The 25,458-nt window shown below is 42.5% G+C and carries 25 protein-coding genes; 7 read left to right on the top strand and 18 right to left on the bottom strand.

Annotated elements, in window-relative coordinates:
• Positions 1-286: 286 nt before the first annotated feature.
• Positions 287-2,458, top strand: coding sequence for an EF-hand domain-containing protein (locus tag GQR42_RS04390; protein WP_158199048.1), 2,172 nt, complete (start codon positions 287-289; stop codon positions 2,456-2,458).
• Between the two features lie 187 nt (positions 2,459-2,645).
• On the opposite strand, the gene GQR42_RS04385 is transcribed toward GQR42_RS04390, so the two are convergent.
• The 9 genes from GQR42_RS04385 to GQR42_RS04345 form a co-directional block, all read right to left on the bottom strand.
• The gene (locus GQR42_RS04385) at positions 2,646-3,317 is read right to left on the bottom strand and encodes a DUF2290 domain-containing protein (RefSeq protein ID WP_158199047.1); all 672 of its coding nucleotides are present in this window, start codon (positions 3,315-3,317) and stop codon (positions 2,646-2,648) included.
• Positions 3,318-3,324: 7 nt separating this feature from the next.
• Positions 3,325-5,418: a DEAD/DEAH box helicase gene (locus tag GQR42_RS04380; protein ID WP_158199046.1), complete on the bottom strand. Its 2,094-nt coding sequence runs from the start codon at positions 5,416-5,418 to the stop codon at positions 3,325-3,327.
• A gap of 284 nt (positions 5,419-5,702) precedes the next feature.
• A complete protein-coding gene (locus GQR42_RS04375) occupies positions 5,703-6,365 on the bottom strand; it encodes a Na(+)/H(+) antiporter subunit B (RefSeq protein ID WP_158199045.1) in 663 nt (220 codons plus the stop codon).
• On the bottom strand, positions 6,365-6,907 hold the full coding sequence (locus GQR42_RS04370) for a DUF4040 domain-containing protein (RefSeq protein WP_158199044.1): 543 nt from the start codon (positions 6,905-6,907) through the stop codon (positions 6,365-6,367). The genes GQR42_RS04375 and GQR42_RS04370 overlap by 1 nt, the downstream gene beginning before the upstream one ends.
• 8 nt (positions 6,908-6,915) lie before the next feature.
• A complete protein-coding gene (locus tag GQR42_RS04365) occupies positions 6,916-7,185 on the bottom strand; it encodes a monovalent cation/H(+) antiporter subunit G (protein WP_158199043.1) in 270 nt (89 codons plus the stop codon).
• A complete protein-coding gene (locus GQR42_RS04360; RefSeq protein WP_158199042.1) occupies positions 7,182-7,433 on the bottom strand; it encodes a hypothetical protein in 252 nt (83 codons plus the stop codon). The genes GQR42_RS04365 and GQR42_RS04360 overlap by 4 nt, the downstream gene beginning before the upstream one ends.
• Positions 7,430-7,813, bottom strand: coding sequence for a Na+/H+ antiporter subunit E (locus tag GQR42_RS04355; RefSeq protein WP_002752062.1), 384 nt, complete (start codon positions 7,811-7,813; stop codon positions 7,430-7,432). The genes GQR42_RS04360 and GQR42_RS04355 overlap by 4 nt, the downstream gene beginning before the upstream one ends.
• On the bottom strand, positions 7,810-9,246 hold the full coding sequence (locus GQR42_RS04350) for a cation:proton antiporter (protein WP_158199041.1): 1,437 nt from the start codon (positions 9,244-9,246) through the stop codon (positions 7,810-7,812). Before GQR42_RS04350 ends, GQR42_RS04355 begins: the two co-directional genes overlap by 4 nt.
• The gene (locus tag GQR42_RS04345) at positions 9,243-9,590 is read right to left on the bottom strand and encodes an NADH-quinone oxidoreductase subunit K (protein WP_199273267.1); all 348 of its coding nucleotides are present in this window, start codon (positions 9,588-9,590) and stop codon (positions 9,243-9,245) included. Before GQR42_RS04345 ends, GQR42_RS04350 begins: the two co-directional genes overlap by 4 nt.
• Positions 9,591-9,741: 151 nt before the next feature.
• Between GQR42_RS04345 and GQR42_RS29400 the strand changes: the two genes are divergently transcribed.
• The gene (locus tag GQR42_RS29400; RefSeq protein ID WP_257792615.1) at positions 9,742-9,870 is read left to right on the top strand and encodes a hypothetical protein; all 129 of its coding nucleotides are present in this window, start codon (positions 9,742-9,744) and stop codon (positions 9,868-9,870) included.
• Between the two features lie 185 nt (positions 9,871-10,055).
• Here GQR42_RS29400 and GQR42_RS28310 read toward each other — a convergent pair whose 3' ends face one another.
• The gene (locus tag GQR42_RS28310; protein WP_233271263.1) at positions 10,056-10,376 is read right to left on the bottom strand and encodes a hypothetical protein; all 321 of its coding nucleotides are present in this window, start codon (positions 10,374-10,376) and stop codon (positions 10,056-10,058) included.
• Between the two features lie 598 nt (positions 10,377-10,974).
• Here GQR42_RS28310 and GQR42_RS29395 point away from each other — a divergent pair.
• Positions 10,975-11,109: a hypothetical protein gene (locus tag GQR42_RS29395; protein WP_257792614.1), complete on the top strand. Its 135-nt coding sequence runs from the start codon at positions 10,975-10,977 to the stop codon at positions 11,107-11,109.
• A gap of 46 nt (positions 11,110-11,155) precedes the next feature.
• Here GQR42_RS29395 and GQR42_RS04335 read toward each other — a convergent pair whose 3' ends face one another.
• Together GQR42_RS04335 and GQR42_RS04330 are read right to left on the bottom strand one after the other, a co-directional pair.
• A complete protein-coding gene (locus GQR42_RS04335) occupies positions 11,156-11,887 on the bottom strand; it encodes a sugar transferase (protein WP_158199040.1) in 732 nt (243 codons plus the stop codon).
• A gap of 510 nt (positions 11,888-12,397) precedes the next feature.
• Positions 12,398-13,189: an HpsJ family protein gene (locus tag GQR42_RS04330; RefSeq protein WP_158199039.1), complete on the bottom strand. Its 792-nt coding sequence runs from the start codon at positions 13,187-13,189 to the stop codon at positions 12,398-12,400.
• 754 nt (positions 13,190-13,943) lie between these two features.
• Here GQR42_RS04330 and pgl point away from each other — a divergent pair.
• Entirely contained in the window at positions 13,944-14,666 is a 723-nt protein-coding gene (gene pgl, locus GQR42_RS04325) for a 6-phosphogluconolactonase (RefSeq protein ID WP_158199038.1), read from the top strand.
• A gap of 289 nt (positions 14,667-14,955) precedes the next feature.
• Complete coding sequence (locus GQR42_RS04320) at positions 14,956-15,588, top strand: FHA domain-containing protein (RefSeq protein ID WP_158199037.1); 633 nt, start codon at positions 14,956-14,958, stop codon at positions 15,586-15,588.
• Between the two features lie 83 nt (positions 15,589-15,671).
• On the opposite strand, the gene GQR42_RS04315 is transcribed toward GQR42_RS04320, so the two are convergent.
• Positions 15,672-15,866: a hypothetical protein gene (locus GQR42_RS04315; protein WP_158199036.1), complete on the bottom strand. Its 195-nt coding sequence runs from the start codon at positions 15,864-15,866 to the stop codon at positions 15,672-15,674.
• Here GQR42_RS04315 and GQR42_RS04310 point away from each other — a divergent pair.
• Positions 15,829-17,076: a site-2 protease family protein gene (locus tag GQR42_RS04310; RefSeq protein WP_158199035.1), complete on the top strand. Its 1,248-nt coding sequence runs from the start codon at positions 15,829-15,831 to the stop codon at positions 17,074-17,076. The genes GQR42_RS04315 and GQR42_RS04310 overlap by 38 nt on opposite strands.
• Here the strand turns inward: GQR42_RS04310 and GQR42_RS04305 are convergent.
• The 5 genes from GQR42_RS04305 to lexA all read right to left on the bottom strand — a co-directional run bounded on the left by GQR42_RS04305 (position 16,995) and on the right by lexA (position 21,121).
• A complete protein-coding gene (locus tag GQR42_RS04305) occupies positions 16,995-17,759 on the bottom strand; it encodes a metallophosphoesterase family protein (protein WP_158199034.1) in 765 nt (254 codons plus the stop codon). The genes GQR42_RS04310 and GQR42_RS04305 overlap by 82 nt on opposite strands.
• Positions 17,760-17,849: 90 nt before the next feature.
• The gene (locus tag GQR42_RS04300) at positions 17,850-18,218 is read right to left on the bottom strand and encodes a transposase (protein ID WP_158199033.1); all 369 of its coding nucleotides are present in this window, start codon (positions 18,216-18,218) and stop codon (positions 17,850-17,852) included.
• A 214-nt stretch (positions 18,219-18,432) separates the two neighbouring features.
• Entirely contained in the window at positions 18,433-18,879 is a 447-nt protein-coding gene (locus GQR42_RS04295; RefSeq protein ID WP_233271262.1) for a hypothetical protein, read from the bottom strand.
• Between the two features lie 1,232 nt (positions 18,880-20,111).
• A complete protein-coding gene (locus tag GQR42_RS04290) occupies positions 20,112-20,378 on the bottom strand; it encodes a TIGR02450 family Trp-rich protein (protein WP_158199032.1) in 267 nt (88 codons plus the stop codon).
• Between the two features lie 128 nt (positions 20,379-20,506).
• Positions 20,507-21,121: a transcriptional repressor LexA gene (gene lexA, locus GQR42_RS04285; protein WP_158199031.1), complete on the bottom strand. Its 615-nt coding sequence runs from the start codon at positions 21,119-21,121 to the stop codon at positions 20,507-20,509.
• A gap of 782 nt (positions 21,122-21,903) precedes the next feature.
• Between lexA and nifJ the strand changes: the two genes are divergently transcribed.
• Complete coding sequence (nifJ, locus tag GQR42_RS04280) at positions 21,904-25,458, top strand: pyruvate:ferredoxin (flavodoxin) oxidoreductase (protein ID WP_158199030.1); 3,555 nt, start codon at positions 21,904-21,906, stop codon at positions 25,456-25,458.

The raw sequence follows: 25,458 nt of genomic DNA, 5'->3' as shown, positions 1-25,458 counted from the left end.
TAACTTTTGATAAGGATTAAGCCAATACGCTCTTTAATTTTCTAGTTTAGTGATAGTAGCAGCGTGGATAATATTTTAAGACGATCTTTCTACATCTACCGGATCACTGTTAATTTGTCAAGGCCGCATCCTGCTGCCTGTAGGGGAATTTCCTCGGGGGTAGAAAACGGTGATGTAGTCGGTCAAAAAGTAGAGTTTTTCGCCGCTATTAAAGTAAAAGCTTGAGAATTCGAGGATTGAACCCCTAATCTCCCTTAAAAGTCTCTTCAACGTCACTACCAGATCCATGTTTGCACAAATTCCCGAACGTTCGATGCACTATCTGCGATGGGTTGTTACCATCGCTTGGTTAATTCTGATATTTTCTCTGTTTTTTGACCCGATTTCGGCACAATTAACCGATCCTAATAATCTTGCTAGTCCCCTGAGAGTTGATCCCCATGTGTGCATTAAAGTCCAGGGAGTTTGCCTACCCCAATCCTCCTATCAGTTAGGTGCGCCGATTTTTTGGGGAATAGTGGTTCCTAGTAGCATTTTTATCTTATTAGTTTTCGGTCACGAACTCTGGCGGCGTATCTGTCCTTTATCCTTTCTTTCTCAAATACCGCGCGCTTTGGGTAAACAAAGACAGAAAAAACAGACCGATAAATCGGGAAAAGTCCGCTATGAAATCTATAAAGTGCCGAAAAACTCTTGGTTAGCTCGGAATTATCTCTATCTACAATTCAGTCTGTTATTTTTGGGTTTATGCGGACGGATTCTCTTTGATAATTCCGATCGCTTAGTCTTAGGTAGCTTTTTAATCTTTACTATTCTAGCGGCGATCTTTGTTGGTTATTGGTATGGGGGCAAATCTTGGTGTAACTATTTCTGTCCCATGAGTCCGGTTCAAAGAATTTACGGTGAACCGAGGGGTTTACTGAATAGTACCGCTCACGAAGACAGTCGCGGTGGGATTACTCAATCTATGTGTCGCATTGTCCATGAAGATGGTAGCGAACAAAGTGCCTGTGTTGCCTGTCAGAGTCCCTGTATCGATATCGATGCGGAAAGATCCTATTGGGATGGGATTACTAAGAGCGATCGCCAATGGCTTTATTACGGTTATTTTGGCTTAGTTTTGGGCTATTCTATCTATTATTATCTCTATGCTGGCAATTGGGACTATTATTTTTCCGGAGCTTGGGCGCACGAAGAAAATCAACTAGAAGCACTCTTTAAACCGGGTTTTTACCTTGCAGGTCAGGCAATTGCGATTCCGAAGCTGGTAGCTGTCCCCTTAACTTTGGCAATCTGCACTTTTTTGGGTTACTTTCTCGGTAAAAAAGTTGAAAATGCCTACAAAGTCTATAGAATTCGCCAAAAGTCGCCCTTACCGACCGAAATTATCCGTCATCGAGTCTTTACTTTCGGAACTTTTCTGATTTTCAATTTCTTCTTTATTTTCGGTGGTCGTCCTTTTATTAATCTTTTGCCGGAATTTTGGCATTATTTCGCTAGTATTTTACCGGCGGTTTTGAGTAGTTTATGGTTACATCGCACTTGGACAAGAAATCCGGGTCTTTACCAACGGGAAGGACTAGCGGGAAGATTGCGTAAACAGTTAGGTAAACTCGATCTCGATACGGCTAAATATCTCGATCGGCGATCGCTGGATGCTTTGCACGCGGATGAAGTCTATGTGTTGGCCAAGATACTGCCGGATTTCACCCACCAGAAGGGTTTAAAAGCCTATAAAGCCGTGTTAAAAGAGGCTTTGGAGCAGGGATATACTGACTTCGGCCACAGCCTCGAAATCCTGCAACAAATGCGTTTAGAGTTGACGATTACTGATGCGGAACATCAGGCAATTTTAACAGAGTTGGGTGTGGAATCGGCCGAACTTCTCGATCCGGAAAAGCAGTATAGTCGCGAGGATTGGTTACGTTTACAGAGTTATCGCGATGCTTTGTTAGAAAGTTTGTTGGTGACATGGAAAAAAGACCCCGATCGCAAGGTGGGATCGGAATTGCTGGAAGTGTTGACCGGCAAGAGTTCCAGGGAGGCGATCGAGCATTTATTGACGGAATTGCCGGCCGCAGAAACGGAAACTGTCGAGTCTTTGCGTCGCCAGTACAGAGTTACCAGTCAGGAGGAGGAAACCATTCTCCATCGTCCTCTGTCCCATCAATTATGGCAGAATATCGCCCGCGCTTTTCAGGTCTTCGATCGTCTATCTTTTAGTAGTGACAGCGATCGTGAGCAACAGGAGAGGATTTTATTGGAAAGATTTCAGCTATTCGATAGTGATGGTTCGGGACAAATTAGCCTTGAGGAATTGAAAGCTTGTATTGGGGCGATCGAACCGGGGGTGACAGACAAGGAAATCGAAGCTATGTTACAGCAGGCCGATACCAGTCGCGATAATCAGATTAGTTTTCCAGAATTTCGCAACCTACTCCACCAATTCCACAAATAAACTGTCTTCAGTTAAGGAGTCTTTATTTTTCCTGACTCCTTTTTCAACTAAAAAATAGCTGTTCGCAGGCAGGCACGGATTCCCATTATACTAGAAAGTATAAGTCAAGTTGAGGGATTTTGTCAAGCTTTTTGGAGAAAAAATTTCGAGGTTTCGCTGAACTGTATGAGGGGAAATCCGATAGGGACTATAGAGAGGGAGATTTAATAGCAAAATGTAGTATATTTTTTTCTATTTCAGTTATGGTTTCTGGAAATCGCCGATTGTTAAAATTGATCTGCTCGGAATATAGATGATAGGCTGTATTGTAAAAGTTACGAAGGATAAAAGCAATAAATATACTGGGTGTTAAAGGGGAGGACACTGGAATTCGGCAGTTTTTGAATTGTCCTAGGGTGAGATGACATCTGGGGTGATGAATCTCTTGAAAATTATCAGGATCGTAATCAAATCTAATCGGTACAGCTACAATATTTTTGTCGATAATATCGGCAAATATCTCATCTTCTTCATATAGTTCTGGCTCATTTTGAAAAGATTCTAAATAAGGGGATGAGAAGAAAGCTAGTCTATGGGATAATAATTGCGATCCTTGGAAGCGATAAAGTAATTGAATCAAGGCTCCATCAATCATTTTAATATTATAATTCTTACCGCGATCAAGCTCATCATAAATATCTTGATAGGCAACATTTTTTAGGGCAATGGATAAGTCGTAACTATTGGAATAGCTAATCTCAGAAATATTTTGACTCAATTTATTCAAAGTCGGAAAGTTCTGCTGACTTGATAATCCTACTTCTATCAATTTAGCCGTTAAATTTTCAACATCTTTAAAGATATTCTGAATATTAAGCATTTCTTAACTATTCTTGGAGTATTTTGATAATTTTGTTTTTTTCATCTGATGGCAATCTTCTTAACTTGGCAATTAATTCTTCGTTGTCCCTGTCATTTTTATATCTATTGGTATTAAGAGTATCTCGATAAACCCTCTTCATTTGTTGAAGTTCTTCGGGGGTTGGATAGGTAAACTCAAGAGCAAAATTTCTCGATTTAATCTCCTGAAATTCCGTCTCTAAAGCTTGCATATTTTCCCCATAACCAATAACTCTTAACCAAGCTTTACTTCTAGTCATCGCTGTAAATAAAATATTGCGGTTACTAGCAATTTGTGAACCAGATAAACATTCTTGAGCGTTAATGAAATAAACCATTGCCGCTTCATTGCCTTTTGCACGATAAATCTGTGTAAAAGCAATCGAGTTTTCTTGAAAAAACTCATCGGGAGAAGATGTGCTACCTGCTAAATGAGAATTAATATTTTTTGTAAATAACATTTCTCTAGCTTTTCCAAAAACATTGCGAGCATTTTTAGCTAGTGGATGGATAACCATAATATCTTGGCATCTTAATTCATCTTCCTTAAGATTCTTTTCAATTTGTTCCACTAGCCATTCAAGTTGTTCCTGATTGTTATCGAAAGATTTAAAGTTGATAATATCATCGATAGAAGAATGTTCTTCAAGGAATTTAGGACTGGTTTTGGGGGTTCTAATCAGTTTAACAAATTCTCCTGATTTTAATTCTCCTTCTTCAACCTCATAACCAATATCTTGCCATAATTGAGGATTATCAAACATTTGAATTAGTCCCTTTGGATAGTAAACTCCAAAACCTAGAGCATGAGCAGAGGACAGAATAGGACGAGAATTTCTGTAACAAGTATTTAAAACCACATCTTGTTGAGGTTCGCTGGGTAAATTCTCCAATTTAACTCTAGGATTACCATGGTTATCATTTCCAAAAATAACTTCGGGAGAATCCATGACTTTACTATTTAAGCTTTGCAACTCATCATAGGCATAAACTAAACGTTTATCATCTTTCAAGATTTCATAGCAGAGTCTTAATAAATATTGAGGAAAATCTTGAGCTTCATCAATTAAAATAAGATCATAATATTGATGAAATTTTTTAATCTCTCGCAAGGCTTTTTGACAGACAAACTCAAAAGGATCTTCATTCAACAAATATGTTAGGTTGTTTGCTTGACTAAAATCTAAATATTCAATATTATGTTGTTTACATAGCTCATAATAAATTCCTTCTATCTTAGGACTTCCCCAAGCATGAATAATTTTTACTTTTTCCCAGTCTGGTTCGGAATTTTTATGCTCATAACTAAACCGAGTAATTAAATCTTTGTATTGATCCTTTAACGAGCGTGTATAGAAAGTAACAGCAATATTCCAATCGGGATGAGTTGCATGAAGATAAGCTACTTTCAGCGCTAAGACAATTGTTTTTCCCGAACCTGCTAAACCTCTAATTCTTTGTACACCTTTAGTGGTTTCTAAAACAGCCTTACTTTGAGTTTCATCAAGATTAGCAATAGAATCTTCTAATTTTTTTAACTTTGCTCCCCTAGAATCTGGTTTAACAACATAACTGCGAGCGTCTTTTTTTCTAATGGTTGTAACAGCTTGTATGACTGAGTTGACTTTCTCGAAATATTCAGGAGCATTGCCTTGACATTCATTGATAAAATCATCAAGGTCTTCCTTGTGAATAAGAACAGGATATTCCTCTCGGTTAATTGCTTCTGGATAATTATTCCAAATCGGTGCATAGGTGGCTACAGAAATGTTAACCATTAGCTTTCTTTTTTGAACAAGCTCTTTATAAGAAAGCAGTTTTGCTTCTAACTTGGTTATGCTCTCGTCTTGAGTGCCTTCAATATCCAAATCATAATTTTTTCCCTCATCAATATTAAAAATAATAACCCCTTGCTGACGAGAGACTAATAGAGCATCAATTTGATATCCTCCTTGGGGAGTTCCAATAATAGGATAGCCGATATACAATGTTCCCTCTATATCTGTTCTTTCCTCAAAATATTTAGCTAATCTTTGAGAAGATACAGGTTTAGCTGAAGAACCGCGAATAACGTTAACCATAATTTTTACCTCGGTAGTTCTTTTACCAGAATCATTAGATGCCTATTGATTCTTGAGGAGGGCAACAAAATTACTATAGCATTTTTTCAACCATCAAGTTATGTTATGATTATGGTTTAATCCTCAGTTTTGACCTAAAGCTATAAATTATAGCTATTAAGTAGGGAGGCACAATTATTTGTAGGATGGTTTAGCGGTAGCGTAACATGAGTGGGCGTTGGGTTTCATGCTTCAACCCAACCTACGTTCATCTTATATTTAATTCCACCCACCTACTTAACCTCTCACAATAAACCGCGATAACGGATAAAAACGAGGATTACTGCCCAGGAACCTAAAGCTACTTTAACGGCAACTAAAATGTTTAGTATCGGTAAAATGCCGCCACTAAATAGCGCACCTAATTCCCCGTGGGGTAACTCAAATCCTGAGAGAGTAATAGCGGCTAAAACAATAAAAACTAAGACGGAAATTTTCTCCCATGTTGCCGCTTGCCAACGGCGATAAATTGCTTGCATCCATTCGGGAGACGAGGTAATTGCTATTAAACCAATTGCCGTACCTCCGGCGACTCCGGCGGCAAAACCTCCCCCCGGACTTAAATGCCCGCGGATAGCTAATTCAATGCCTACTAAAGCGGCAATTGTGGACCCTAAACGGGCTAAAATAATTGAAGGTTGGTCAGTAAATTGATGGATTTTACTGGCGGGTTTTTCGGTGGCTAAAAGAAAATTTGCTCCCATAATCGCAATGGTAAAAACAACCACTTCATAGATGGTATCGTAGAGACGATTACGAAAAATAACCACCGAAACCGCATTAGGAACACCACCGTCGCGCACTAGGGATTCAACAATTTCTAAGGATGATACAGAGGAAGCAGTATTCGGAATAATTACCATTTTGACAGCGAAGGCAATGGCGGCTAGAGTATAAATCCATTTCATTAGTGTTTCTCCTCTAATTTTGGGGTTTCAATACAGGTTAAAATCGTGTTGGCTGCCGTTAATTCATTTTTAAAAATATCGTAGAGATAGGGTAATCTAATTGTGGTTTCGTAGGGGATAGTTTCCGGGTTGTTTTGACGGATACAGACGGCATGAACATCCTTATCCATAAGTGCCTGTTGCAAAGCTTGTTTATCACTGTAGGCAACTAATTCTAAACGCATAAAACGTTTACTTAAAACCGTTTGTAGTTGAGTTTTTAACTGTTCTAAAACTGTATCGGTTTCCTCGGCAATTACTCCTAAACGCATCACTAAAGAGGAACGAATCGCCACCGCGTAGAGAGTTACGGCTAACATGGTTCCCATTAAAGCTTCGGTTAAAGACACATCTGCTGCCCCTAATAAAGCATAAACTAGGGCTGCTATTGCCCCTAAAACCCCACGAATTACTAGAGCTTGGTAGGGATTGGATTGTAACATCACCATCGCCGCAGTTAAAGGCAAGAGGGCAACAATAACATAGAGATAACTTTCATTCATCTTTAATTTTACTCTCGCTCGCTAGAAGTATAAGCTAAAACGTAGCCTAACATGGTGTTCCAAATTGCTAAGGAAATTATTGCCAATAATAATAAAGGCCAATTTTGGGGAACTTTCAAAAGTAGCCCGAAAATAATCGCCATGGAACCTAATGTATCAGCGACAGATAGACCGTGTAATTTATATAATACCGAGCGCTTGTCTAAAAGATGCGCCGTTCCCCAAAACCAGAAAAAAACTCCGATAGCGATACAGATATAACTCAAAATGTTAATCATGATTCGTTCAGTCGTTTAAGAATTTGTGCTAATAACATAAAACCGGCATTACCGACACTGAGAATAATCACTGCAACCACTCCAATCATCCAATCATCCCGCCATACTGAAACTACTAGAATAATAATCGATGATTTACTGGAAGCACTGGCAAAGGCGGCCATTTTTTGCCAGATGTCATCATTTTTTGCCACTTCATAAAGGGGAATTAATAGGGCGACAATCATGGCAATGAGAACAATATTCATCCCTGTTGACTCCGTTTAATTACATGAACTTCATAACCCTCATTTTCCTTGTATTCGGTGACAATAGTTTTCGGGGTAAAGGTAATGAGAAATATATCCCAAAAAGCTAATCTGGGTGAACGTTTACCCGAAATTCTCTCTAAAATAATTTCTTCTTCCTTGTGGGGACGAAAGATAATTTCAAACGCTTCTTTATAAGCTTGGGGAATAGCCATAAAAACTTTAATTATTACCTTTAACCAATCGCCTAAAGTTTCGCTAGAGGCGAAATTACGGGGCAAAAGAAAAGCAATAGCCACCCCGATCATAATATTAGCAGGGGTAAAATTAGCGGTGAGCAAAAACCACATAGTTAAACGCAGAATTATATGTCCAATCATGCCAATACCATCCAAAATAATAGAACTAACATTATACTCATCATACCGACGATATTATCAAATTGTTCCCAAGCTCGTGATAATTTTAGGGATAACTTTTTGAAAACTACCAGATATAACCACCACCCGGCACCGATGACGGCTAAAGCTTTGATAATACTGGGGAGATTATAAGCTTCAACATAGACAGCATTGGATAAAAATAGGGCGGCAAGGAGTAGAATTATTGCTATCCAGAAACCGATAGTTAGCTTCTGTTTACTTTCGCCACCCGCGTGGGGTAAAAAGATAAATTTAGCAAAGGAAATCGCCGTCCCCACAGCCACAAGATTGATCATAATTTTTTGCCAAGGGACTAAATTTTTCATCGTTAACGCTTTCGCCCCAAAACCGGATAATAGGGGGAATCCAGAGATAGAAAAACTAGCAACCACTAGGGCAATCCAGAGGGAATTAGGAATCGATTGTTGCTGTAATTCTTTAAAATTGCGACTGGGTAAAACTCCCGCTAACAGAAATAGGCAAGATTTAACTAAACCGTGGGTAAGGGCATAAAAACCACTGACTACCGGGGCGGCTAAAATAAAACCTAATTGGGAAATAGTATGGAAGGCTAACATCCGCTTGCTATCCTTTTCAAACACTGCGTAGGATACGCCAAAAATCGCCGTTAGCACCCCTAAAAGCCGAATTAGGGGATCCAAATCCTCTAGGATTAAAGCACAGCGCAGGAGGGGAAAAATGCCAGCTTTTACCACCACCCCCGACATCAGCGCCGAAACGGAGGTTTCCGATTCCGAGTGTGTCATCGGTAGCCATAATCCCGAGACAAAGATTCCCCCTTTGACTAATAATCCCATGAAGATTAAAGCCAAGGCTTCGGGAGGTGCGCCCTTTAAACCGGCAAAAGCAAAGGAATTATTGGCTTTATAGACCAAAACTGCGCCAATGAGGTAAAATAACATCGCCACATTGCTGATAAACAGATAACGCAGGGCAACCCAGAGAGAGCGATCGCTGCGAGGATAGGCAATCACCAGAAAAGCGGCAATACTAATTACTTCTAGGGCAACGTAAACGCTAATAAAATCTTCACAGACGAAGACAGAATTAATGCTACCGTGGAGAATGATAGCTTGGGCGTAAAAAAAGGCGGTTTTGCTACTTTCCCAGTTATAAAAAATAACTGCCATCGTCACCAGGGCATTAGTGAGGATAAAATAGGCACTTAACTGATCGGCTACCAGTCTCACGCCATAATTATCTAGGAGGTTGAGGGTTATGGGGGAGGATTGGCTAAATAGAAGGAGAGAATAGGCCAGAGAGATAATAGTAGTGGCGAGAGCCAGATATTTGTCTAATCGCGGCAATAAATAGATGATAAAGCCGATCAAAAAGGGTAAACTTATCCAAGCGATCGTTAAAGTATTCATGGTGTGTTATTTTTTTCTATCTCAGCACTGTCTAGGGTGGGGTGATCTTTGGCTAATTTCATTACTCCCACCAGCATTAACGCCTGAATGGAAAAACCGATGACGATCGCTGTTAAAATCACTGCTTGGGGTACAGGATCGGCGTAATTTTGCTGTTTAACTGTACCGAGGATGGGAGTAAATAAACCGTCACGAGAAGCTATCACCACATAGTAGGCGATAACGCCCGTACTCATGACATCCATGGCGATAATCTTCATGATTAAGTTTTTTTTCAGGAATGTTCCTAAAAATCCGCACAAAACGGTGGCGAATACAAACAACTCTAGCAGGGGAATCGTCACTGGGCTTCTTGATTAGATTTGGTTATGAGTCAAAATACTTTTTCTAATTATCCTCGATCGAGTCCCAATTGATCAAAAATTTCTCAAGATTATGGGGGAATTTTTCAGGTGTAAATAGATTGTCTTGGATCTATAATTATTATTAAAAAAAATGAAAGCAAGCAATTTCGCTTTAACAATGTATATCTTGCCAGAGGGGGCAATGATTAACGTTTTGAAAATCTTTGATATTTTTGGTGGCAATAATAACCTGACGATTGGGATATTTTTCTTTGATTAGAGTCCAGAATTACAATCACTCTTTTAATCCCATCCCTTAACTTTTCTCAGATTTTCTAACTGTTCTAAGCGAGATTTTGCCCATGCGATCGCTGGCTGATTTTTTTGTTTCTGCACTTGATCAGTATCGGATTTATTCGAGGTATAAAAGTCTGTCCAATTGAGAGGTTCAGTTTCTTGATTTTCCTATTCTTGTATTTGCCAGAGGATTGCTCTAGCCGTATTCTTTAAAGAGATTAAAACTTGCTTAAACTGACTTGTTTTCTCTGGTTGCAAGCTAGGATCATTTAAAAAAGCCTTGGCGATCATCTTAAAAGATTCTAGGGAGTTGTGGGGAAAATAGCCAATATATTTTTCTATTATTATCTCTGAGAGTATGGTAAGACCGAAGCAAATACGATTATATTGAGCGGATTTATCTGTTGATTTTAACAAAGTATCTAACAGTATTTTCTTCACTCGAATTAACTCGATAAAACCCTGTAAATAATTATCATTATAGTCCATTTTTTTAAGCTATCAGCAGACAAAAATTCACAATACTTAGCTTGAAACTTTTTTGTTATTGGTTGATATTCAAGAGAATAAATATTCTCCGCTTGAGGTGGAGTTTGAGCTGCTCTAATTTTTTCTATAACTTCAGTAATTTTTAAATAATCATTTTGATATTCCTTGGGTAAATTAAGGGATTGATCGGAAGTAAATAGGGTTTGCTGAATAAATCTAAAAACCTTGTTGGGTAAAACTTTTAGACCTTTTGGCCATCAAAAAGTAATGGATCTGGGAGTGATCGGGGGAAAAATTCCTGGACTTTTTCCCTGAAAATTAGGTAATTGACCCCCTCAAAATCGGTAAAACCCTACACCCCACACCCCACACCCTACACCCTGCCCCCAGGAAAAACTTTTTCAGCAAACCCTAAATAGTCTTTCTAAATCTACTTTTAAAAAACTTATTTCAGCTAACATTTCTTCACTGCTAACTAGCGGCAAAGATAACAGCAAATCTTCTGTAGTGATCGTCATGACTTAGATAGCTCCTTAAGAACAATCCATGTTCTCATACTAGGATAATTATCCGAAAGGGATTCGATTGTATTTAGGGCTTGCTGAATAAACCTAAACACCCCACACCCCAGGAAAAACTTTTTCAGCAAACCCTAATTACTGTCATCATCTTTCTCAAAAAAAGAGGAGAAAAAAGCAAGTCCTGCCTTTCTCTCCTCCAGTCTAGCGATTAATTACATTGAAACAGCAGTGAGTAATGTTTAATTACTATTCACTGCTTTAGTAAGCACCATTATTCTTGGGAAAAACCACAACACCGATAGTTTTGAAGACTACCCAGATATCGGTTAACCAGTTACGGGAATTAACGTAATACACATCCATCTGCACGCGCATGGGATAGGGAATGTCATTACGTCCAGAAACTTGCCATAAACCAGTTAAACCGGGGCGAATAGTTAAAACTTTGTCGATGCGATTGCCATATTTCTGCAATTCTTCGGGAACTAAAGGCCGCGGACCGACGACGCTCATATCTCCTCGCAGGACGTTCCAGAATTGGGGAAACTCGTCTAAACTGGTTAAGCGGAGAAATTTGCCAATCCAAGTTATGCGGGGATCGTCCTTAAGCTTGAAATTATCCTCGAATTCCGCCCGCAGTTGGGGGGAGTCTTCCATCAGTCTCTCTAATACCTTATCCGCATCCATTACCATAGTACGGAACTTGATACAGTTGAAATGCTGGAAGTTTTGACCGACGCGCTTCTGCACATAGAAGATCGGACCGGGGGAACTAATCGCGATCAATAAGGCTAAGATTAAATAAAGCGGCGAAAAGAAAATTAGAACCGATAGGGAGAAAACGATATCGAATAATCGTTTTGAGGTATCGCCGTCTAAAGCTATTAACCAAGATTTTTGATGCCGTCTACCGGAGACCGAAGGTTTGAACCCTCGCTTCATCAAAGCTTGTAGAGCCTTGACGGAGATAAGTTGGCTATTAGCAGTCATCTTACTCCTTCACATCACACACACCACACAGTACCCATGATAAAGCCACAAGACTGAAAAAACAAGTCTTCAGGCCAATAACTGGCACTGGCCATTTTAGAGCCTTTGTACTGAAAAATCTCTAATTAGGGTTTGCTGAAAAAGTTTGTTGGTGAGGTTAGGAGTCAGTAGCCGGTCGTCAGGAGTCAGTCCCGATGAAAAAATTTTCACCCCCACAGATGAAAGAGGTTTCCTTCCCTACACCCCACACCCTACACCCTCTTTCAAGTCAGTAGCCGGTCCCTGACGACCGACTCCTACCCCCAGGAAAAACTTTTTCAGCAACCCCTAGATACTTAATAAAAAATAAAAGAGCATCATGTGCTGATGCCCTGTGGCTGAATATTTAAGGAGTTAGAGATTTGACCTAAGGATGAAGTATGCTCTTGTGTGCGCTCGTCTCCTGACTCGGAGAATTTTGGCTCCCGAAAACGAAAACTTTATACTTCATCATTAAGATAAATCCCCTGCTTAGGCAGTGCGTTTTTTCACACTACCTAGTTCTCGAATGCCTAACCAACCGATCAAACTATAGCAAATCGATAGCAACATACTTTGAATACCAATTCTTAACCACTGTTTCAAAGCCTCCAAGTTAGCTTGACTTTCCGCCTGTTTTTGTCGATCTTGCAGCTGAGTTTGTAGCCGATTTTTGATATCATCTAATCCCTGTTTAAACTCCTTCGGTTTTTTGGATAAATCCCGTAAATTAGTTAATTGGTCTCTTTGTTGACGGAGGGTCTGTAACTGTTCTGTGCTGATCGGTTGTCCTTGGAAACGACCAGTTTCAATTACTTGATTTCTCTGAGAGATCTGCTGTTCTAATAGTTGGGGATTTTGCGATAGCGTATTTAACTGGGCTAAGAAAGCCTGAATTTGTCCCTCCCCTTGGTCAACACCCTGTTCAATTTGAGTCAAAGCGTTGTTTTTAATCTGGTTGATATTATTGATGTGAACAGGAATCATCAACAGAAAAACTAAACCTAACAGTGTGGAAAAAATAAAGATCGGCCAACGCAATTCAAAGCGGGATTTTCTAGGAATGACATCTTTATTGTTAGCGTCAATCCAGTAAGCGATTAAAACGAGAACGATACCCAGAAGAGGAACAATTCCTCGATCGACAAAGGTGGTGACGAACCCTACCTGCCATTGGGATTGATTGAATCGATAGGGCAGCGGCAGGATAAACCCATCCAAAAGGAAGGAAATAATGAAAACCAATCCCGTTAATTTCAGGGACAAAGAAGTAAAGCTGTTCATCGCTGTTTCTGTAATGGTATGTCAATGAATAGATTCATTAGTCTGTTTAAAAGTTCTCGCTGGGGATTCGCGGAAGGATTTTGCCGACAGAGGAACTCTGACAAACTGCAATTTCTAGTTAACTCTCGTTTAACCTCCCGCTAAACCCTACGTTAAATCGTTCTGCTTGTCAACCCCTTTCGAGAATCGACTCTAGAAATATTACCTCAATATGGTATCGGTAAACTTATCCCTGTCAAAGAATAGATCTCCCGCAAAAATCAAAAATCTTCCGTTAGGCGAGGAGACGGTCGATAGGATACTCGGAGACAGGAAGATAAAAAAGACAAGAGACAACTCTGCTATCCATAAAACCTAAGATTATGTCAAATTTATCTGATCTTTTAGATATTTTGACCCGATAGCGCCTCGATAACTTAGTTTTGCAGGAGGTCTAATAAAATTTTTCCAGGCTCTCAGATGAGGTTTCCCCCCGTATCTCTTACCTAAGACAGAGGCCGTCAAAGAATAAAAGGCTCTCTTGGAGTTATGGTGATAAGCTTATCTGAGCGAAGAAAGGGCGTACGCTATACGCCCCTACCAATCACACCAAGCGCGGCGCTAGGGGCGCAGCGCTTGCGCCCATAATGTAACATCGTGAACATTTTTCAGCCAATGTCCAAGAGAGCCGAATAAAATTTTCCCAAGCTCTCAGATGAGTCCTCAATGGTTAGCCTATAGTAAAGACAGCCCCCCTGAGTTGATAACAAAACCCATGCAGAAATTGGTGGAAGTTTTAGCTGATAAACAAGCTCTGATCGCAAAATCTCTGGCGCTGGTTCTGGAAAAAATCACAACCAGCCTCGACCAACAGGACTATTTTACCATCGCTCTTTCCGGCGGTAGTACCCCGAAACCTCTCTACGAAGCTTTATCCTCTCAACCCCTCGACTGGTCAAAAATTCACGTTTTCTGGGGAGATGAACGCTACGTTAGTCCCGATCATCCCGACAGTAATCAACGCATGGCCCGGTTAGCATGGCTCGATCGCATACCGATCCCGGCCGCTAATATTCATCCTATGCCCACGGATGACCCCGATCCCCAGCTGGCCGCCCAAAAATACGATGATCATCTCCGCCAATGGTTTGGGGTCAATTCTCCCGATTTTCCGGTTTTTGACCTGATTTTATTGGGAATGGGCGATGATGGTCACACTGCCTCTCTCTTTCCCCACACGGCAGCTTTAACGGTGAGCGATCGCTGTATCACCGTCGGCGAGAAAGACGGCAATCCCCGCTTAACTTTTACCGTTCCCCTGATCAATCATGCCCGTTGTGTGATCTTTATCGCTGCTGGCGAAAGTAAACGCCCCGCTCTACATGAGATTTTCTCTGCTTATGGTGACTCTTTCTCCTATCCTTCCCGTCTCATCCACCCCCCGGCCGGGGAATTATATTGGTTACTCGATGCGGCCGCTGGTTCCTCTTTTGTCTAGAGAATAGGGGAATGGAGGAATGGGGAAATGGGGAAATGGGGAAATGGGGAAATGGGGGAATGGGGGAATTTCAACTAAAACCCTAACACCCCAAAACCTTAATACCATTTTTCTTTATTCGCGTCACAACGAATGAAGGTTTGGCAAGCATTCGAGCGTGGATGTCTGTCATGGATTTAGAAATTTGGTATAACACCCCAACACCCTAACACCCCAACACCCCAACACCCCAACACCTAAAACCCTAAAACCCTAATCTGCTTTTTAACTTTTTCCTTTTTCCTTAAAAATGATCGTTTGTCCTAATTGCGAACATACTAACCCCGATGAGGCCAGTCAATGCGAGGCCTGTTACACTCCCTTGCCGCGGATGTCTTCCTGTCCTAGTTGTGGGGCAACCATCCAAACTGATGCCACCTTTTGCGGTCAGTGTGGCTACAATTTACAGCCTAATTCCGTTCCCATGGTGGCAGCCGAGGCCGAACCGGAACCGGAACCGGAACCCGTCCCACCAGTCCCTACAGCCACCGTCGCCTCGATCGCACCTCCTCCTGTTGCTCCTCCACCGGTTCCGGCTGCCACCCGCTTACAGACGGAAATAGCTAGTCTCCAGCACCTGCAAACCGATAGCAAAATTGAATTACCCCTACATCTATCGGTAATTCATATCGGCAAACCTAACGATCGCATTCCCCCCGATATCGATGTTTCCGGTTTTCCCGATTCTGATATCGTCTCCCGGGTTCATGCCGATATCCGCGTCGAAGCGGGCATCTATTACCTTGAAGACACCGGCAGCGCCAACGGAACCTACGTTAATCACAATCCCCTACCCCCCGGCAATCGTCATCGTCTCCGGGCTGGCGATCGCATTTCCCTCGGTAAAGGGGACAAAATGACTTTTATTTTCCAAATGTCTTAAAAGGGGACAGGTTTTAGGGGTTAGGGGTTAGGGATTTAGGGATTTAGGGATTTAGGGATTTAGGGTTTTAGGGTTTTAGGGTTTTAGGGTTTTAGTTGAATTCCCCCACTTCCCCATTCCCCACTTCCCCATTCCCCACTTCCCCATTCCCCCATTCCCCACTTCCCCACTTCCCCACTTCCCCACACCCCACTTCCCCACTTCCCCACTTCCCCACTTCCCACTTCCCCACTAAAAATTATGCGTACAAATTGGCGAATCGGCTCTTTATTGGGCATTCCTATCTATATTGATTCCTCGTGGTTTCTGATTTTGGCTTTTGTCACCCTGATCAATGCCACCGATGCAGAAATTCAGTCTCTGGCCGCCCAGAGTTTCGGTTTAGCGTGGTTACTTGGTTTAATCATGGCTTTATTGCTGTTTATCTCGGTTTTACTCCACGAATTAGGTCATAGTTTCATGGCTCGTTGCCAAGGCATCGAGGTCAATTCCATTACCCTGTTTCTCTTTGGAGGTATGGCCTCGATCGATCGAGAATCTCGGACTCCTCCAGAGGCCCTGCAAGTAGCGATCGCTGGACCCCTCGTCAGTTTTCTCCTGTTTTGTCTCTTATCCCTAGCCAGTCACTTACCCTATTTAAACGCTAATTTAACCTATATATGCGGTCATTTAGCGATAATTAACCTGTTTTTGGCTCTATTTAATCTTATCCCCGGTTTACCCCTCGATGGCGGTCAAATTTTCAAAGCAATGGTCTGGCAAGCAACGGGCGATCGCTGGAAAGGTTTACATTGGGCTGCGATCAGTGGTCAATTCATCGGTTGGTTGGGGATTATTTTGGGGATTTTCTTGGTTCTCTTGACGGCAGACGTGGGGGGTGCTTGGTTAGGATTAATCGGCTGGTTTATCCTCAGAAATGCCCGTGCCTACGATAATTTGACTAATTTACAGGAAAGTCTCCTCAATTTGCAAGCGGGAGAGGTGATGAGCAGAAATTTGCGGGTTTTAAACGCCCATCAAACCCTAGAGGAATTCGTCCAAGAATACGTTTTAGACCAAGCAGCGGCTAATACTGCTTATTTTGCCGCCTCCGAGGGGCGTTATCGGGGATTAATTCGAGTGGCAGATTTACAGGCGATCGAGCGCAGTTTCTGGTCAGAAAAACAACTGCTTGATATTGCCCATCCCCTCGGGGAAATTGCCACTGTTGAGGAAAAAACCCCCTTAGTGACAGTGGTGCAGAAACTGGAAACTATCCCAGACCGCATGATCACGGTGTTAACACCGGCCTCCGCCGTAGCAGGAGTGATCGATCGCGGCGATATCCTCAAGGCAATTGCGATTAAATACCAACTTCCCCTAGAGGAAACGGATATTAAACGCGCTCGCGAGGGAGTTTACCCCAGTTATTTGCCCTTAAATGTCATTGCTGCCGCTCTTGACAAGAGTGAACGGCCAAAAATCGGCGAACCGTCCTTAATGTCCTGACCTAGAGAGGATGAACGATAATAATCTTGAATATGGCTAATGCGAAAATTTCCTCGCTGGTTAGTCTGCCACAATTTCCCCGTTTCCACATCTAAACAACTTAACCAACCTTTGCCGTAAGCCCAAGTATCAATACAAATGGCATGGCCGAGATTAACTGGTTTACCGCTTTTTTGGCTGGTATGGCCACAAATCATGGTTTTTCCCGAACTATGGGCGGCGGGATGTTGAAATTTCTCCCAAAAGAGTTTGTATTCTGGTTGTCTGGCCAGGGGTAGATGGGGATCGAGACTAGCGTGAACAAATAAATGATTTGCCGTTTCGTAGCTATTTATACAGACTTTTCCTAAAAAATCCCAGTGGGATTCGGGAATTTTAATCAGGTGGCCTTCGCTGTAGGATTTTAGAGTAGCTTTACCGCCTTTTTCTAACCAGAGACGCTGTTTGAGGGGGTTATGACGGGCTTGCAGCATGATAATCTCGTGATTACCTTTGAGGGGAATCAAATTTCCCTGTTTATGTAGGGAAATCAGGCGATCGATCACCCCTTTCGAGTCTCTACCCTTATTAACGTAATCACCAAGGGTGATTAAAGTATCTTGCGGTTTGGGATTGACGATCTCTAGCAAGTGATCTAGAGCTTTCGAGCAACCATGAATATCGCCGATCGCTAAGGTTCGCATGAGGATTTTGTCTGTTATGTTGGTAATAGTTAGTAAAAGTATAGTCAACTATAGACAGACTGAATTCCATTTCAGAAATTCCCTTCACTTTTACTTCGAGAGATTGATTCTCCTTGGGTGAACTACGCACCTCTCTATCCCATAGCGGTTAAACGCATTTGGGAATGCTTTTCGCAAAATGTTGTAGGAACCCATGACATCAGATTGGCAAAGAAATCCTCTATCTGTACGATATAACCCTCGCGAAATTCTTTTTCCTGTAGCCTTATGAAGATAATCATCTACTTTCTGATTTCGACATCGAGTTAAACGGCGAATCCTCTGGGAACTTTGACGATTACCTTTTAACAGAGATTGTAACTTAGCTCGACGTTGGTTATAAAATTGATTCAGGCTTTTTAACGGTCTGCCATTAATCAACAAAGGGATAAAATCCGGTTGATTTGAAGTTACAGCCATCAAATTATCTAGGGTTTGCGGCAAAAAGTTTTTCGTGGGGGTAGGGTGTGGGGTGTAGGGTGTGGGGTGTAGGGTTTTACCGATTTTGAGGGTGTCAATTACCTAATTTTCAGGGAAAAAGTATCTGAATTTTCCCCCCGAACACTCCCATATCCGGTACTTTTTGATTGACAAAAAGTCTAAAAGTCTTACCCAACAAGGTTTTTAGATTTATTCAGCCAACCCTATCTATGCCTAAATCTATCGCAGCTATCTTTTCATTAGGAGCTAAGAACTGTTCGGTTTTATCATAAATTACCTCGATTACATAACAATCACATTTAGGAACTATTCTGACTTCTGCTAGGCGCTCTAACCCTCTCGTCGGCAACGCAATTGAAGTACCTGATAGCTTGACTAATCCTTGCTTAAGACCTACTTTGCTGATGGCTTGAATTGTGTAAACTAAGAGATTTCGTCCTTCTTTTTTTGGCTCTTTATAGCCAGGGATTTTGGGTCTGACCAGAAATTTATCGGGGTGACTTTTAAACTCGGATGAAGCGGCAAAAAATGATTTCCAGTTCCGGTCTAATCCTCTTAAAACTTGTTGGGAAACTTTAGCAGGTAAAGCTTGATACTGTTCTGTGTCTGACCTCAGAGAGGCCATCTGATTATAGGTCAAATAGCCATGGCTATAAATGAAGTTTTGTCGGATTAAATAATTGGCTGAGTTGTAGAGATTTTTAGACTGCCAAGATCAATTATCTATTTCAGCCCAAAATCGATGTCCTTTCTTGATAATGTGTCTTTCTGCTACTAACATTGTTATCCGTTGTCTTTTAACTCAGCGTCGGGTTTTGAAGGGTTGTTATCCGTTGTGATAATTGTACCGGAAGGCAATTGATAGCCTGTTAAATTCCCTTGTTTCCACCACCTCCAAGCCGTTCGATAACTTATTCCTGTTTTTTTTGCCTAGTCCGATAGTTTTGTCTGTACATATTACCATGAATGACTAGATATAACTATATTTGTATTGAAACTTTACAATACTTTTTTGCTAACACACACCAACAATCGATTTTAAGAGAATCTCTCAAAGAGGGGGTATCTTTCCAAGCCTAAAACAAGAGATTTCGGTGCTTAGATTTGCCTGCCCTGTTGGTTATCGACCTGTAGGCGACCCTGTTCTTTTGTCATTGCTCAGTTACTACATTGGCAACCTAAGTGGGTGGGTGGAATTAAATATCAGATGAACGTAGGTTGGTTTGAAGCATGAAACCCAATGCCCAATTATGTTACGAAGTGCGCTAACCCATCCTACAAATAATTGTGCCTCCCCACTTAGGGTTGGCTGAATAAATCTAAAAACCTTGTTGGGCAAGACTTTTAGACTTTTTTGACCTCAAAAAGTGCCAACCATTGGAGTGATCGGGGGTAAAATTCAGGTACTTTTTCCCTGAAAATTAGGTAATTGACCCCCTCAAAATCCCTAAAACCCCACACCCTACACCCTACACCCTACACTCCACACCCTGCCCCCACCGAAAAACTTTTTCAGCAGACCCTACTTAGACTCCGGCATTATAGGGCTTTTGCTCCAGCCTAGTCAATGCTGCTTAAGTGGGGTTTGCTGAAAAAATCTGTTGGTGGGGTTAGGAATAGGTCGTCGGTCGGGGAAGTCAGAATAACAGAATGACCTCGCACGCTAGGAAGCCGCATCCTTCGCATTCTCGCTACGCGAGCGCTTTGCGTTCGCCTCCGGAAAGTGCCAGGGTTTTGAGTCCCTCCGATCGATTTCTCAACGTTTGTTTCTGGCACTTTTTGGCAAAAAAAAGCCCAAAACCCTTTTCTAGCAAAGCTCCTACTGATATTCAGCCAGCCCTGAGTATAAACAAGTGTTAACTTTTGGTGAAATTAATTTACGATAATCTCGTCGGCGGTGTCGGGTTGGTTGATTTCCGTCAGGGTTTGCCAACCTGATTGCCAGAGATTTGCGTCTTGCAACTGTTTGGCATTAATCCAGAAGCGGACAGTCGGATCGCAGGAAGCGACTAATTCGGCGAAAACCCATTGACCGCGATTTTGACGATTGACCACTTGAAAATGTCGCCAGCCCCATGTTTTTTGTTTTGCCGTCCATTTTGATCCCAAGAGATGGGGATATTTCTGTTTTTTGGGCATAAAATTTAAGACACCTGAGTTCCGGATAGGCTAAAACCCTTATATTATCCTAGTCTGCCAACCCGATTCTTTTGCGGGAGCAAGGTGAGGAACAATTATCGGGGCGCTTGAGTGCGCCCCAGTTTTGGCTAATAACCGCGCCAAACACCAACTAAAACCCCTTGCACTTGTACTTGTTCAGTATTGGCTGTAATTGGTTGATATTTTTGATTGGAGGGTTGGAGAGTGATGATTTCCCCTTCTTGGTAGAAACGTTTTAAAGTAGTGCCGTGGCCTTCGACTCTGGCGGCGACGATTTCCCCATTGGAGACGGCTTCATCGCCTGTGAGAGAACGCATAATCACCAGATCCCCATCGGCAATATGATCCTCGATCATACTGTCTCCGGAAACGCGCAGGGCATAACAGTCTTGACTGCGTTGAAACAGGTTAGAAAGATCGAGTTTTTCTTCCACATCGGTGAAGGGTTCCACTAAACCACCAGCAGCGATCGCGCCTAGAATCGGTAAACCTTGCACTGGTTGTTTGAGAATCCGCAGGGTGCGTGCTTTTCCTTCTGTCCAATCAATATAGCCTTTGGCGCGTAAACGTTCTAAACGGCTTTGAATCGGTGCGGGAGAGCGTAAATTCATCGCTCGCATCATTTGCCGGATGGAAGGGGCGTGTTGAGTAGTGCGAATATACTCAATTAGCCAGTCGTACAACTCCTGTTGCGCTTGAGTAAGGGTTTCGAGGTTAGTCATGATCTATTTTCCTATCCTTGGGTTAAGATAATTTGTACTTTAGTTCATTTGTGTTTAACCTAGTACATCTTAACTTCATCGGCTGACTAAATCAACTGGTTATTAGATCTCTTGCAAAAATCAAAAATTGTCGTGCTTGGTTAGGAGACGGTCGTCAGCCTTGAATCAGTTATCAGTTATCAGTTATCAGTTATCAGATGCGAGTTACAGCGTTTCTCAGATAGATGAGGTTCGTTCTTGCGGCTACAATACTTGATTAGCAAGGGTTAATCTGTGCTTCACCTTTACGAGAAAGTCCGTATCGGTTCACTGATTACTGATTACTGTTCACTGATAACTGAAAAGTCTCCCTTCTCCCCACTTCATAATTAATAATTCATAATTCCTTCTCCCTTCTCATAGACAGTCTTAACGAGTAATTTAGATAGTCAACAGCTTATCTTCTGACCTAGCACTTTTTTTAAAAAAGTATCATTAATTTTTATCTCAATTCTGAATATTAATTAATCCCGGTGGCAATTGCCGGCAAACTCAGCAGCGTATTAAGAAAAAATAACGAATTGCTAGAAAGCCGAGAATCTGGATAATGATCGAGGTGGAGACAGAAAAATTGCTCTACTTAAGCCTGTCTGCCGTAAGCGTCCAATAGTAGATAGGGAGTCAAAAGCGACGCTCAAAGAAAATCCTTCGGTTGTCAGGGAAACGAGAGGATATTTAGTGCGAAATTGAGCCGTAAAAAAACTTAAAATCCCGACAAATATCGTAAAAACTAAGGGGAACACATGACAAAAAAAACCTATGCAACCATAGATGGTAACGAAGCTGTTGCACGCGTTGCCTATCGTCTCAGTGAAGTGATCGCTATTTATCCTATCACTCCCTCCTCGCCTATGGGTGAATGGTCCGATAGTTGGGCTGCCGAACGCAGAGCTAATCTCTGGGGAACCATCCCTTCCGTAATCGAAATGCAGAGCGAAGGTGGGGCAGCGGGAACCCTGCACGGAGCGCTACAAACAGGCTCTTTAACTACTACTTTCACTTCCTCCCAGGGATTATTATTAATGCTCCCCAACTTCTACAAAATTGCGGGGGAATTAACCTCTTCAGTGGTCCATGTGGCGGCCCGTGCTTTAGCAGCCCAAGGGTTGTCAATTTTTGGGGATCATAGTGATGTTATGTCTGCCAGAAGTACGGGTTGGGCTATGTTAGCGGCTAATTCCGTTCAAGAAGCTCATGATCTAGCAGCGATCGCCACAGCCACTACCCTAGAAACGCGGCTTCCTTTCCTACACTTTTTTGATGGTTTTCGTACCAGTCATGAGGTGCAAAAAGTCGAATTAATTAGCGATGAAACTCTCAAAGAACTGATAAATGAAGACCTAATTATTGCCCATCGTCAAAGGGCTTTAACTCCCGATCGACCGGTGTTACGAGGCACGGCACAAAATCCCGATGTTTATTTCCAGGCAAGGGAAAGCGTCAATCCTTTCTATCATGCTTGTCCCGATATCGCTCAAAAAATTATGGATCGTTTTGCCCAATTAACAGGACGGCAATACCATCTTTATGAATACCACGGTGCGACCGATGCCGAAAGAGTGATTATTTTAATGGGATCGGGAGCAGAAACCGTCCATGAAACCGTGGATTATCTAAATCAAAATGGGGCTAAAGTTGGGGTTTTAAAAGTTCGTCTCTATCGTCCTTTTGCCGCGGAAAAATTACTGGCAGCTTTGCCCACTACGGTGAAAAAAATAGCCGTTTTAGATCGCTGTAAAGAACCAGGTGCTGGGGGCGATCCGCTATATTTAGACGTGGTAAATGCCTTTATGGAAGACTACGAAGGTCAGCTGCCGAAAATTGTGGGAGGACGCTACGGTTTATCTTCCAAAGAATTTACCCCCGCCATGGTTGCCGGTATATTTGATAACTTAAATCTCGACAAACCGAAAAATCACTTCACTATTGGTATCGTTGATGATCTCACATTTTCTAGTCTGGAATATGACCGCAGTTTTTCCACCGAACCAGACAAAGTAGTGCGGGCGGTTTTCTACGGTTTAGGTTCCGATGGTACGGTGGGAGCTAACAAAAATTCAATTAAAATTATCGGTGAAGATACTGATAATTATGCCCAGGGTTATTTCGTCTATGATTCCAAAAAATCTGGCTCCGTCACCGTTTCTCACCTACGCTTTGGACCGGAGCCGATCCGCTCTACCTATTTAATCACTGATGCTAACTTTATCGCCTGTCATCAGTGGGAATTTATCGAACAATTTGACCTGCTAGAAACCGCTAAACCGAACTCAATTTTTCTCCTCAATAGTCCCTATCCACCGGAGGAGGTATTTAGTCACCTACCCCGCAATCTCCAGCAAACTATCATCGATAAAAATCTGCAAGTTTATACGATTAATGCTACTCAAGTGGCCAAAGAAGCGGGGATGGGCAGTCGGATTAATACCGTGATGCAGGTGTGTTTCTTTGCTCTGGCGGGGGTTTTGTCTCGGGAAGAGGCGATCGCACAAATCAAAAAAGCCATCCGCAAGACCTACGGCAAGAAAGGCGAAGAAATCGTGCAGATGAACATCAAAGCTGTGGATTCTGCCCTAGAACACCTCTATCAAGTGCCAATTCCCGCCACTGTCACCCCGGAAGCTTTTGAATTAAGACCTCCGATTCCCGACACCGCACCCGCTTTCGTCCGAGAAGTCCTCGGCAAAATTATCGCCCGTCACGGGGAGGAATTGCCCGTTAGCGCCCTTCCCAACGATGGTACTTATCCCACCGCCACTAGCCAATGGGAAAAACGCAATATTGCCCAAGAAATCCCCGTTTGGGACGCTGATGTCTGTGTTCAGTGCGGTAAATGCGTTCTCGTTTGTCCCCACGCCGTTATTCGCTCAAAAGTCTATGATGAGGCCGAATTAGCCACGGCCCCGGAAACCTTTAAAGTCGCTAATGCCAAGGATCACGACTGGAAGAGGCTCAAATTCACCATCCAAGTGGCCGCCGAAGATTGTACTGGTTGCGGTCTTTGCGTCGATGTTTGCCCCGCTAAAAACAAATCGCAACCGCGTCTAAGAGCGATTAATATGGCTCCCCAATTGCCCCTGCGGGAACAGGAACGAGTCAACTGGGATTTCTTCCTTAATTTGCCTAATCCAGACCGATTAAGCCTAAATCTCAACAAAATTAACCATCAGCAAATGCAGGAACCTCTCTTTGAGTTTTCTGGTGCTTGTGCCGGTTGTGGTGAGACTCCCTACGTTAAATTGGTCAGTCAGCTATTCGGCGATCGCATGATAGTGGCTAATGCCACCGGTTGTTCATCTATCTACGGAGGTAATTTACCGACAACGCCCTGGGCAGTTAACGCCGAAGGTCGCGGTCCAGCTTGGTCGAATTCCCTCTTTGAAGATAATGCCGAATTTGGCTTAGGATTCCGGGTTTCCATCGATAAACAGGCAGAATTTGCCGCCGAACTGTTAGCAACCCTCGCTAGTGAAATCGGAGAAAGTCTAGCGGCAGATATTCTCAATTGTCACCAAGTGGATGAAGCGGAAATTTACGAACAACGGCAACGGGTAGAGGCCTTAAAATCCCGTTTAGGGCAATTAACCCCGACCACGCAGGTGAAAATGCTGTTATCCGTCGCCGATTATCTGGTCAAGAAAAGTGTCTGGATTGTCGGGGGTGACGGTTGGGCCTACGACATCGGTTATGGTGGCTTAGATCACGTTTTAGCTAGTGGTCGCAATGTGAATATTTTGGTCATGGATACGGAGGTTTACTCGAATACGGGCGGCCAGGCCTCAAAAGCTACTCCTCGCGCCGCTGTAGCTAAATTTGCTTCTGGTGGCAAACCGGGACCGAAAAAAGACCTCGGTTTAATGGCCATGACCTACGGTAACGTCTATGTGGCCAGCGTGGCTATGGGGGCAAGAAACGAGCAAACTATCAAAGCTTTCCTAGAAGCGGAAGCTTATAACGGGCCATCGTTAATTATCGCCTATTCTCACTGTATTGCTCACGGGATCAACATGACCACCGCCATGAACCATCAAAAAGAAGTGGTGGAAAGCGGTCGCTGGTTAATGTACCGTTATCATCCCGATTTAGCTAAAGAAGGCAAAAATCCCCTACAATTGGACAGCCGTGCGCCTAAGCTTACCGTAGCGCAAACTCTCTACTCGGAGAATCGCTTTAAGATGTTGGCCACCAGTAAGCCGGAGGAAGCTAAACGTCTGCTCAAAGAAGCACAAGCAGATGTGGATACGCGCTGGCAAATGTATCAGTATCTAGCAGCAAAAGGTACAGGGAGCAAGGAATAG

It is taken from the genome of Microcystis aeruginosa FD4 (assembly GCF_009792235.1).
GTDB classification, from domain to species: domain Bacteria; phylum Cyanobacteriota; class Cyanobacteriia; order Cyanobacteriales; family Microcystaceae; genus Microcystis; species Microcystis viridis.
The sequence above is the reverse complement of the archived record's forward strand: the minus strand, read 5'-3'. Positions and strand labels throughout refer to the sequence as shown.